The sequence below is a fragment of the Mesorhizobium sp. M1A.F.Ca.IN.020.06.1.1 genome (assembly GCF_004023265.1).
GTDB lineage: Bacteria > Pseudomonadota > Alphaproteobacteria > Rhizobiales > Rhizobiaceae > Mesorhizobium.
Genome location: NZ_RZSR01000096.1, coordinates 1 through 10,080 on the forward strand (window position 1 = coordinate 1; position 10,080 = coordinate 10,080).

Annotated in this window: 12 protein-coding genes and 1 pseudogene; 9 read left to right on the forward strand and 4 right to left on the reverse strand. The window is 64.4% G+C overall.

What is annotated here, in order from left to right; translation table 11 throughout:
- Positions 1 to 105 precede the first annotated feature (105 nt).
- The 7 genes from EOA60_RS06885 to EOA60_RS06915 all read left to right on the forward strand — a co-directional run bounded on the left by EOA60_RS06885 (position 106) and on the right by EOA60_RS06915 (position 5,166).
- Positions 106 to 885, forward strand: coding sequence for an MFS transporter (locus EOA60_RS06885; RefSeq protein WP_245322297.1), 780 nt, complete (start codon positions 106 to 108; stop codon positions 883 to 885).
- Between the two features lie 140 nt (positions 886 to 1,025).
- Positions 1,026 to 2,207 (forward strand): cell wall hydrolase, encoded by a 1,182-nt coding sequence (locus EOA60_RS06890; protein ID WP_067327803.1) that lies wholly within the window; start codon positions 1,026 to 1,028, stop codon positions 2,205 to 2,207.
- Between the two features lie 291 nt (positions 2,208 to 2,498).
- Positions 2,499 to 2,891 (forward strand): AtpZ/AtpI family protein, encoded by a 393-nt coding sequence (locus tag EOA60_RS06895; RefSeq protein WP_066999046.1) that lies wholly within the window; start codon positions 2,499 to 2,501, stop codon positions 2,889 to 2,891.
- A 65-nt stretch (positions 2,892 to 2,956) separates the two neighbouring features.
- On the forward strand, positions 2,957 to 3,718 hold the full coding sequence (locus EOA60_RS06900; RefSeq protein WP_066999043.1) for a F0F1 ATP synthase subunit A: 762 nt from the start codon (positions 2,957 to 2,959) through the stop codon (positions 3,716 to 3,718).
- Positions 3,719 to 3,797: 79 nt separating this feature from the next.
- Entirely contained in the window at positions 3,798 to 4,022 is a 225-nt protein-coding gene (locus EOA60_RS06905) for a F0F1 ATP synthase subunit C (protein ID WP_066999040.1), read from the forward strand.
- A gap of 60 nt (positions 4,023 to 4,082) precedes the next feature.
- The gene (locus EOA60_RS06910) at positions 4,083 to 4,664 is read left to right on the forward strand and encodes a F0F1 ATP synthase subunit B (RefSeq protein ID WP_128311170.1); all 582 of its coding nucleotides are present in this window, start codon (positions 4,083 to 4,085) and stop codon (positions 4,662 to 4,664) included.
- Positions 4,665 to 4,674: 10 nt separating this feature from the next.
- A complete protein-coding gene (locus EOA60_RS06915; protein ID WP_066999035.1) occupies positions 4,675 to 5,166 on the forward strand; it encodes a F0F1 ATP synthase subunit B in 492 nt (163 codons plus the stop codon).
- Between the two features lie 205 nt (positions 5,167 to 5,371).
- Here EOA60_RS06915 and EOA60_RS06920 read toward each other — a convergent pair whose 3' ends face one another.
- Positions 5,372 to 6,070: a ribonuclease HII gene (locus EOA60_RS06920; RefSeq protein ID WP_067327805.1), complete on the reverse strand. Its 699-nt coding sequence runs from the start codon at positions 6,068 to 6,070 to the stop codon at positions 5,372 to 5,374.
- A gap of 255 nt (positions 6,071 to 6,325) precedes the next feature.
- Positions 6,326 to 7,480, reverse strand: a complete 1,155-nt coding sequence (locus EOA60_RS06925) for a PA0069 family radical SAM protein (protein WP_127334983.1) — start codon at positions 7,478 to 7,480, stop codon at positions 6,326 to 6,328.
- 148 nt (positions 7,481 to 7,628) lie between these two features.
- On the opposite strand from EOA60_RS06925, the gene EOA60_RS06930 reads away from it, so the two are divergent.
- Both EOA60_RS06930 and EOA60_RS06935 read left to right on the forward strand, forming a co-directional pair.
- Positions 7,629 to 8,132 carry a glycosyltransferase gene (locus EOA60_RS06930; RefSeq protein WP_095823832.1) on the forward strand — a complete coding sequence of 168 codons (504 nt, stop codon included), beginning with the start codon at positions 7,629 to 7,631 and terminating at the stop codon, positions 8,130 to 8,132.
- Between the two features lie 194 nt (positions 8,133 to 8,326).
- A complete protein-coding gene (locus EOA60_RS06935; protein WP_095823933.1) occupies positions 8,327 to 9,301 on the forward strand; it encodes a hypothetical protein in 975 nt (324 codons plus the stop codon).
- 14 nt (positions 9,302 to 9,315) lie between these two features.
- On the opposite strand, the gene moaB is transcribed toward EOA60_RS06935, so the two are convergent.
- Together moaB and EOA60_RS06945 are read right to left on the reverse strand one after the other, a co-directional pair.
- Positions 9,316 to 9,864, reverse strand: coding sequence for a molybdenum cofactor biosynthesis protein B (gene moaB, locus EOA60_RS06940; protein ID WP_095823831.1), 549 nt, complete (start codon positions 9,862 to 9,864; stop codon positions 9,316 to 9,318).
- Positions 9,864 to 10,080: pseudogene (locus tag EOA60_RS06945) on the reverse strand (4-(cytidine 5'-diphospho)-2-C-methyl-D-erythritol kinase); the annotation flags it as partial. The gene moaB and the pseudogene EOA60_RS06945, both read right to left, overlap by 1 nt.

The window sequence follows — 10,080 nt, forward strand, 5'->3', positions numbered from 1 at the left end:
GCTTTCGGCCAGCCTGCTCGTTGCAGGCCTGCTCGGCGGCAGCGTCAACGGCTCCAGCGGCCGCGCCATCATGGGCTGGTTCGGCGAAGACAGCGCGGCTTCGCCATGAGCATCAGGCAGACGGCGGTGCCGCTTGGCGGCGGGCTCGGCGCGCTCGTCCTGCCGTGGCTAGCCTTGGGCTTCGGCTTCGCCGCCGTCTTCGGCCTGCTGGCGGCTCTCACCGCGCTCTCGGCTTGCTTTGCCCGGCGCTGGTTGCAGGAGCCGCCGGCGCAAGGCGACGCGCATGCCGCCGCCGTCACGACCGGCCCGGCGCCGCTGCGCAACATCGAGGTCTGGCGCATCTCGGCAGCCATCGGCCTGCTCTGCTTCCCGCAGGTGGCGGTGCTCACCTTTGCCTCCGTCTTCCTGCACGACTTTGCCGGCACGGGCACATGGGTGACCAGCGCCACCCTCGCCGCCGTGCAGACGGGCGCCATGGTGATGCGTGTCTGGAGCGGCCGCTACACCGACCGCCACCGCAACCGAAGGCCGTTCCTGAGGTTCTGCAGCGCGCTGAGCGCGCTGGCCTTCCTGGTGCTATGGGTTCTGGCCATCCCTGCAGCCAGGCAGCCGTCGCTGCTGTTGCTCCTGCCCCTTATGGTGATCGTAGCCGGCATCTGCGTATCGGCCTGGCATGGCGTTGCCTATACCGAGCTTGCGACACTTGCCGGTGCCGGCCATGTCGGCACCGCGCTCAGCCTCGCCAACACTCTGGTCTTTGTCGGCTTCTGCCTGGTGCCGATCGCCATTCCCTGGCTTCTGCTTCTCTTCGCATGGCCGGGCGTGTGGCTGGCGGCCGCGATCTGCGCGGCGATCGCATGGCCGATTTTTCTGCGCACGGCCTGACGTTTTCGCCGGCTTTCCACAGCTGGCGGAGGCCGGCTTATCTGCAACATGAAAAAAACACGATCGGTGCCGTTAACCCCCCATCAAGGTTAATGCTTCATTTTGGCTCTCCGGGGTCAGTAGCGTTTCTGGAGAGTTCCGTGCATCGACGCGTTCTTACGCGGCTCGTCGCCGCCGCCGTTGCGAATAAACGTTCCTTCCTTCCTCCTTTGGTTCTGGGGCTCGGCTTCTGGGTCGGCTTTCCGTCCGTCGTCGCTTACCAGGATATGGCAAGCCTCGTGTCCGGGCTGGAGTCGCCCAGTCATCGCTGGAATGCCTATGTCGAAAAATCCGTCGCCGGCTCGGTGCACGCCGCCGAGATGCCGTTCGTCGATTCGGCCGCCACGGGCTCGATCTCCGGCTCCGGCGTGGACCTGCCTGGCGTTGGCACGGTGGCGCTCCGCGGCAAGGGCAATGTCGCCGGCGCTACGCCCGATGAGGACCGCGTCGTGCGCGCCGACAAGAAGGGCCGCCTCGTCCAGGTGTCGCCCGTTGCGCCGCCGAAGAATTTCAGCGCCGGCTCCATCTTCGAGCGCACCTCCTCGCTGCTCCGTCCGGCGATGGACAGCGGCCTGAAGCTGACTTTCGCCAAGCCCGGCATCAAGGGCAAGGAAATCCAGATCGCCCAGGCCTTCCACATCCGCGAGGACAAGAAGCCCGATCCGGATTTGCCGGCGGCTCTCGTCGCTCTCGTCAACAACGACAAGCCGGACATCCTCGCCACCGCCTATGCCCAGTCGGCGCCGGACTATGCCAAGGCCTCGCCCTTTGAGGCTCTGCTGCAGGACGATCCGAATGACGGCCGCTTCATCCCGCCGATGGGCAAGGGGGATCACGCCTGGATGCAGAATCCGCTGCCTGCGGCCGTCTTCTCCAAGCCGGAACAGGAATGCCTCGCCAAGGGCATCTATTTCGAGGCGCGCAGCGAACCGGTGCGCGGCCAGGCCGCGGTGGCGCAGGTGATCCTCAACCGCGTCCGCAACCCTGCCTATCCGAAGACGATCTGCGGTGTCGTCTACCAGAACGACAACTGGTTCAACCGCTGCCAGTTCTCCTTCGCCTGTGACGGCAGGAAGAAGCGCATCAACGACCCCGTCGCGTACAAGACCGCCCAGGATGTCGCCATGGCGGTGACCGCCGGCAAGATCTTCATCCCCGAGGTCGGATCCTCGACGCATTACTACGCCAATTACGTCCATCCGGGCTGGGCGCGCGCCATGCAGCGCATGACCAGGATCGGCCTGCATATCTTCTATCGCACCTATGGCGGCGGCTGGAGCTGAGCCGTTTAGGCGGCTCGAACTGAGCCGCTTGATCGGCACCCCGCGGCAACGCTCTTTCTCGTTTGCTGCGCGCACCGATCAGCGCGGCTTTGTCGCCCGGATTCGCGCCGAGTCCTCGCACAGGCGTGACGGGCACGATGTCGCACCCGGATAACCCATTGATTTGAAAGCGGAAAATACATCGCTTTGAAGTTCGGCCCGTGGCTTGACGGGCGCGGACCCGCTAACTATGTTGCCGGCGACTTTAGAAGCGGACGGACGGTGATCGTCTGCCCGGGCAGGGGGGTTGCGATGGCCGACAAAAACGGGCCAGACGGAACCGGAGAAACCGGCCGCGGCAGGCAGCCAGAAGCCACCATCCGCGACGACGAACTTGAGCGCCGCCGGCGCGAGCTTGAAGCATCGCTTGCATCAAGACGCACGGACCGGCTCGAGGGGAAAGACGAAGCGAAAGCTGCGACCGGTTACGGTCAGGCCCTGAAACTGTCCAGCGAGTTCATCGCCGGAGTGGTGGTTGGTGTCGGCCTGGGCTGGATCATCGACCGCTTGGCGGGAATCGCGCCCTGGGGTCTGATCGTCGGCCTGCTGCTGGGTTTTGGCGCCGGTATACTCAATGTCCTGCGTTCGTCGGGACTTGCATCGGAATTCGGCCAGGGCGGCAAGCCGCCCGAACCGAAGGACTGAAGTAAGGCGCCGCAAGGCGCGAAAGAAAGTTAAGAAGCCGGTTGTGGCTTTGACGGGGATTTAAAGTGGCTGCTGCTGACCAGGTCGATCCGATCCACCAGTTCCAGATCCATCCGATCATCCCGCTTCATATCGGCGGCTACGACATTTCTTTCACCAACTCCGCTCTGTTCATGGTCGTGACGATCGCCGTCGCTTCCGCTTTCCTCTACATGAGCACCGCCAGCCGCGCCCTCATTCCTGGCCGCCTGCAGTCGGTCTCGGAAATGGCCTATGAGTTCGTCGGCAACATGCTGCGCGATGCGGCGGGCAAGCAGGGCATGCAGTTCTTCCCGCTGGTGTTCTCGCTGTTCATGTTCGTGCTGGTCGCCAACCTGATCGGCCTGTTCCCTTATTTCTTCACCGTCACCAGCCACATCATCGTCACCTTCACGCTGGCGATCCTGGTCATTGGCACCGTCATCGTCTACGGCTTCGCCAAGCACGGCCTCGGCTTCCTCAAGCTGTTCGTGCCGCATGGCGTGCCTGGCTATCTGATGCCGCTGGTGGTGGCGATCGAAGTCATTTCCTTTGTCTCGCGTCCGGTCAGCCTCTCCGTTCGTCTTTTCGCCAACATGCTGGCCGGCCACATCACGCTGAAAGTGTTTTCGGGCTTCGTCGTCAGCCTCAGCGCGCTGGGTGCGGTCGGCATCGCCGGCTCGGTCCTGCCGCTCGCCATGGCGGTTGCCCTGACGGCGCTGGAACTGCTGGTCGCCTTCCTGCAGGCCTACGTCTTCGCGGTGCTGACCTGCATGTATCTGAACGACGCTCTGCACCCGAGCCACTGATCGATTTTCACCGGCGCCCCGGCGCCAGCATACCCAACGTACCAACCGCAACGATTACGAAAACCACAGGAGTTTTGAAATGGACGCAACTGCAGCAGCTGCTATCGGCGCTGGTATCGCCTGCATCGGCATGGGCGGCGCCGGCATCGGCCTCGGCAACATCTTCGGCAGCTATCTCTCGGGTGCGCTCCGCAACCCGTCGGCCGCTGACGGCCAGTTCGGCCGCCTGATCTTCGGCTTCGCCGTGACCGAAGCGCTGGGCATCTTCTCGCTCCTCATCGCGCTGCTGCTGGTCTTCAGGTAAGAACCACGCGCTGACGAAAGGGGCCGCATGGTGCGGCCCCGCCTTATGGAGGGGAATGAGATGTTCGTGACATCTGCCTTTGCGCAAGAATCCGCGCCGGCCACGGCCGAGGGCGATACGCATGCGGGCACCGCCGTGCCTGCCGAGGAGCATGGCGCGTTCCCGCCGTTCAATGCCGAGACCTTCCCGTCGCAGATCCTGTGGCTCGTCATCACCTTCGGGCTCTTCTATCTGTTCCTGAAGCGGGTTGTGATGCCGCGCATCGGCGGTATCATCGATGTCCGCAACGATCGCATCACCCAGGATCTCGACCACGCCGCCAGGCTGAAGGGCGAGGCGGACGCTGCCGTTGCCGCCTATGAGCAGGAATTGGCGGAAGCTAAGGCCAACGCCAACAAGATCGGCCAGCAGGCGAGCGACGCCGCCAAGAGCGAAGCCGAAAGCACGCGCAAGAAGCTCGAGGCGGAACTCGAGAAGAAGCTCGGCGAAGCCGAGGCGAGCATCGCCTCGATCAAGGCCAAGGCGATGAAGGAAGTCGGCACGATAGCCGAGGACACCACGTCGGCCATCGTCGAGGCGCTGGTCGGCGGCACGACCGACAAGGCCGAGATTTCGGCCGCGGTCAAATCCGCGACCCGGTGAGGAGGCCATCATGGACGCCACATCACTTGCTACGCTCTGGGCCACCATTGCCCTGATCATCTTCCTCGGCGCCGTCATCTATCTGAAGGTGCCGGGCATGCTCGCAAAGTCGCTCGATTCCCGTGCGGCCAAGATTAGCAGCGAGCTCGAGGAAGCGCGCCGCCTGCGCGAAGAGGCCCAGCAGCTGCTCGGCCAATACCAGCAGAAGCGCAAGGAAGCCGAGAAGGAGGCCGCCGACATCGTCGCCGCCGCCAAGCGCGAGGCCGAGCTCCTTGCTTCCGAGGCGCATAAGAAGACCGAGGACTACGTCGCCCGGCGCACGGCGCTTGCCGAGCAGAAGATCAGCCAGGCCGAGCGCGAAGCGATCGGCGAGGTGCGTGCCAGCGCCGTCGACATCGCCGTCGAGGCCGCCCGTGCGCTGCTTGCCGCCAAGGTCGACGCCAAGGCCGGCGCCGATTTGTTCAAGTCGGCGCTGCAGGACGTGAAGGCCAAGCTGAACTGAGCGGCTCTGCCGTTGCTGACATGAAGCCGCCTGGGCAACCCGGCGGCTTTTTTGTTTTTGGGCGCGAATAATCTTCCCCCTTGAGGGGGAGATGTCGCCGAAGGCGACAGAGGGGGCCGTTGCGCGTAGAGCTCAACCCCTTGTGCGACTGAGGGCGTTGGCGCTTCACGCGCGACGACTCTCAGCCTGCCTTCAAGAGGGGAGATTAATCTATTCCCTCGAAGCTCTCTTCCGCTTCCGCCACCTCGACGCCGCCAAACCGGAACGGTGCGAACGACGCCCTATGCAGTCGCGCCACCGGGCCATGCGCCTCGATCGCGGTCCGGTGGCGGACCGTCGCGTAGCCCATATGCATTTCGAACCCGTAATGCTCATGATGGCCGCCGCAGCCGCACATCATGCGGTCGCGCATCACCTTGGCGATGATCGAGGCGGCGGCGATAGATTGCGAGCGCTGGTCGCCCTTGATCAGCGCGCGTCCCTCGCAGGTGAGCCCTGGCGGCACGTCGCGGCCGTCCGCCAGCGCCAGTTTGGGCGGCAGCGACAGTCCGGCGGCGGCGCGACGCATGGCTTCCAGGCTGGCTTTCAGAATGTTGCTGTTGTCGATGCCTTCGGCGCTGATCGAGGCCATCGAGACGCTGAGCGCCGAGCCCAGGATTTTGAGGAACAGCGCCTCGCGCTGCAGATGGGTGAGGCGCTTGGAATCGTCGAGCCCTTCGGGAATGTTGGCCGGGTTGAGCACCACGGCCGCGGCCACCACCGGACCGGCAAGCGGCCCGCGGCCCGCCTCGTCCATCCCCGCTACCGGCCACAGCCCCTCGGCCATCGCTTTCGTTTCAATCGAGAAGTCGGGCTTCTCGACCATTTCGAAGAGAAGCGGAGAATCGGAACGCGCGCGAGCCATGGTGCGGCGAGGTTCGCATCGGCTCCGAATCTCCGCAAGTCCCTCCGGGTCGGATGGGGCGTCGGACCGGGAGGGCACCGTCTCACGGCCGGGGGACTGGGCCGGACGGGATTCTTGAGCAATTCCAGGAAGAGTGCGTAGCGGGCCTTCCGTACGAAGTTACATCAAAACAGAGGGTTAGCGGATCGCAATCCGGGCGCAAAACTCTGCCTCCCGAGTTGCCTTAGCCGCCGGCCTTCGCGGCCGGCATCATCTTCACAGCAGCATCAACTGCTCGCCGACGCCGGAGCCTGCGACGAATTGGTCGGTCCGAAGCTGCCGCCGCTCGGCATTGAGGCCGAGCCGCTTGGCGGCGATCTCGAAGCGCCGGCCGATCTGCCAGGCATAGGGTCCGGCGCCCTTCATGCGCTTGCCCCATTCCGAATCGTAGTCCTTGCCGTCGCGCATCGAGCGGATCAGCGACATCACATGCCGGTAGCGATCCGGATAATGGCGCAACAGCCAGTCCTTGAAGATCGGCGCCACCTCGAGCGGCAGACGCAGCACGACATAGCCTGCCTCCCTGGCGCCGGCGGCGCGCGCCGAATCGAGGATGCGCTCCATCTCCGGATCGGTGAGGCCGGGAATGATCGGCGCCACCATCACCGAGGCGGGGACGCCGGCATCCGAAAGCTGCCTTATCGCTTCCAGCCGCTTTGTCGGCGTCGAGGCACGCGGCTCCATGGTTCTCGCCAGCATGCGGTCGAGCGTCGTCACCGACAGCGCCACCTTGGCGAGCCCGCGCTCGGCCATGCGCGACAGGATGTCGATATCGCGCGTCACCAGTGCCGACTTGGTTACGATGCCGACCGGATGGCCACGCGCCTCCAGCACCTCCAGGATCTCGCGCATGATGCGGTATTGCTTTTCGATCGGCTGATAGGGATCGGTGTTGGTGCCGATGGCGATGGTGCGCGGCTGGTAGCCGGACTTCGACAATTCCCTATCCAGCATTCGCGCCGCATCGGGCTTGGCAAACAGCTTCGATTCGAAATCGAGCCCCGGCGACAGGCCCATGAAGGAATGCGTCGGCCTGGCAAAGCAGTAGACGCAGCCATGCTCGCAGCCGCGATAGGGATTGATCGAACGATCGAAGGAAATGTCCGGCGACTCGTTGCGCGTGATGATGGTGCGCGGCTTCTCGACCTGCACCTCCGTCTTGAACGGCGGCAGTTCCTCCAGCGAGTTCCAGCCATCGTCGAACACATGCCGGCTGACCGGCTCGAAGCGGCCGGACGGATTGATGCCCGCGGAGCGTCCGCGATTGCGGTCCGGCCGCACGCGCATGCCGCTCTGGTCTATCATTGCATTTGCCATCTCGGCTCTGCCTGCTCCGAAAGCGGCAATGTCGGCGCGCACGATCTGTTCCATTTTCGCCCTCTCCCAGGGACTGTCGGTAGGCTGTCGAATCGCTCTGTTCATGAAACTATTCCTATTTTGCCAATGAGAACAAAGCAAGAACTTTCTCGTTCAGAACGCGCATCTGGCGCAGCGCCGCGCTTTCCGCTATTCGGCTAAAATGCTCAGCGTCCTTATCGAAACCAGGAACGACGAAGAAGGCCTTGCCCGCACGCTGGCCTCGCTGATCGGCGGCGCGGTCGAGGGCGTGGTGCGCGACGTCATCGTCTGCGACATTGGCTCGACCGACCAGACGCATCGCGTCGCCGAGCATGCCGGCTGCCACCTTGTCGCCGGCGGCATCGCAACAGGCATCGGCCAGGCCAAGGGCGACTGGCTGCTGCTTCTGGAACCCGGCGCCCGGCTCGCCGAAGGCTGGATCGACGACGTCGTCGCTCACGCGGCGAGGCAGACGATGCCGGCGCGTTTTTCACGCGCCCGCGGCAATCGCACGCCGTTTCTGGTCCGGGTTTTTTCGGGCAACCGGGCTCTGGAGGAAGGGCTTGTCATCAGCAAGCGCCAGGCCACGGTGCTGGCGAAAAGCGCCCGCAGCGCCGAAGCCCTGGCGCGCGGCCTCGCCACCAGAAGGCTGATTGCCGAAATCTGGGTGGCGCCGCCGAAGTGAGCGCATGCCCTCCTTCTCTCCAGAAGGCGAAAAGAGAGAAAAAGGCCGCGAACTTTGCCGGCCCATTCTATTGTGCATTGCACAAAAACCTGCAGTGGATTAGCATCTGTTTGAAGCGGGACAATCGGGATTGGGTGACGATGAAGCGGCAGACGGCTGGCGCTTCGTCGGACGCCATGCATACGAGGAACCCGATGAACCTTGGTACTCCAGACAATTCAGGCGCGGCCAGCCTGGAGGCGATCGCTCGTAATGGCAGCCTGTTCAGGCGCATCGCCGTGCGCATCCCGACCTATCTGAAAGATCTACGCGAAAATCCGGCCTGGCTGCCGATGTTCGTGCTGGCGCGCACCATGCCGGGGCGCCGCATGCACTGGCTAGGCGCCAGACGCGTTCGCCCGCTCGACAATGCGGGAGAGACGATGTTTGCCGGCGTCGATCGCGAGGCGGTGGTCGCGGCGCTTCGCTCCGATGGACTGTTTTCGGGGTTCACGCTGCCGTCGGCGATCCATGAGGAGATCGCCGTTTTTGCGCAACGCACGCCCTGTTTCGGCAATTTCGACCGCCGTCTCGAATTCATGCCGGGCGACCATGCCGAGGCGGAGAAGCGTTTCGGCCGCTCGCTGCTCAGCGGGCATTATTTCGAACGCATTCTCGATTGCCCGGCGGCGCTTGCCATCCAGCGGGATCCGCTGCTCCTCGAGGTCGCGCAGCACTATCTCGGCGGCCAGGCGAAACTGATCACGACGCGCGTGTGGTGGAGCTTTCCGACCGGCAAGGCCTCGGATGCCGACAAGAATCTCGCCTCGCTCGGCAAATACCATTTCGATCTCGACGATTGGCGGATGCTGAAATTCTTCTTCTATCTGGTGCCGGTCGACGCCGGCACCGGCCCGCATGTCTATGTCCGCGGCAGCCACAGGCGCCGCGCGCTCAAGCACCAGCTCACGCTTCTGGTCGGCCACCCCGCGGAAGACGTGCTGGACGTCTACGGTCCGGAAAGCCCTGTGACGCTGACGGGCGAGGCGGGCCTCGGCTTCGTCGAGGATCCGTTCGGCTTCCATATGGGAACGGTGCCGGCGCATACGCCGCGGCTGATGATGGAAATCGGCTTCGGCGTCTCGCGGCCGTCGCGCCGCCGCTTCCACGGCGAGCCGGTCATCCGCTGAGCCGGACGGGGCCGCTACTCCGGCTTGCCGCGGCGCCTGAGGTGCTCGTCCAGCCGCGGCATGATCTCGACGAAGTTGCAGGGCATGTGCCGGTAGTCAAGCTGCGCCTTGATGATGCCGTCCCAAGCATCCTTGCACGCGCCGGGCGAGCCCGGCAGCACGAAGATAAAGGTGGCGTTGACGACGCCGCCGGTCGCCCGGCTCTGGACCGTCGATGTGCCGATCTTGTCATAGGAAATCCGGTGGAAGACTTCCGAAAAGCCGTCCATGCGCTTTTCGAAAATCGGCTCCAGCGCTTCCGGCGTTACGTCGCGGCCGGTGAAGCCGGTGCCACCCGTGGTGATAACGACGTCCACCGTTTCATCCCTCGACCAGGCGAGCACTTTTTCGCGGATCTTCTCGCGGTCGTCGGTGACGATGTCGCGAGCCATCAGTATATGGCCAGCCTCTGCGATGCGGTCGGCCAATATCTGCCCGGATTTGTCCTCGGCCAGGCTGCGCGTGTCGGAAACGGTCAGCACCGCGATGCGCACCGGGATGAAGGGGCGGCTTTCGTTGGCCATCAGTCGGTCTCCATGCTGCGCGTCGCGGCCACGAACCAACCGGGATGGCGGCGGCGGATGTCGATCGCCGCGCGCTTGGCGACATTGCCAGTCTCGAACAGGCCGAAGCAGGTAGCGCCGGAGCCCGACATGCGGGCAAAGGCGGCTCCCGCTTTTTTCAGCGCCTTGAGCGCATCGCCAATCGCCGGTTGGATGGCGCGAGCGGCAGGTTCGAGA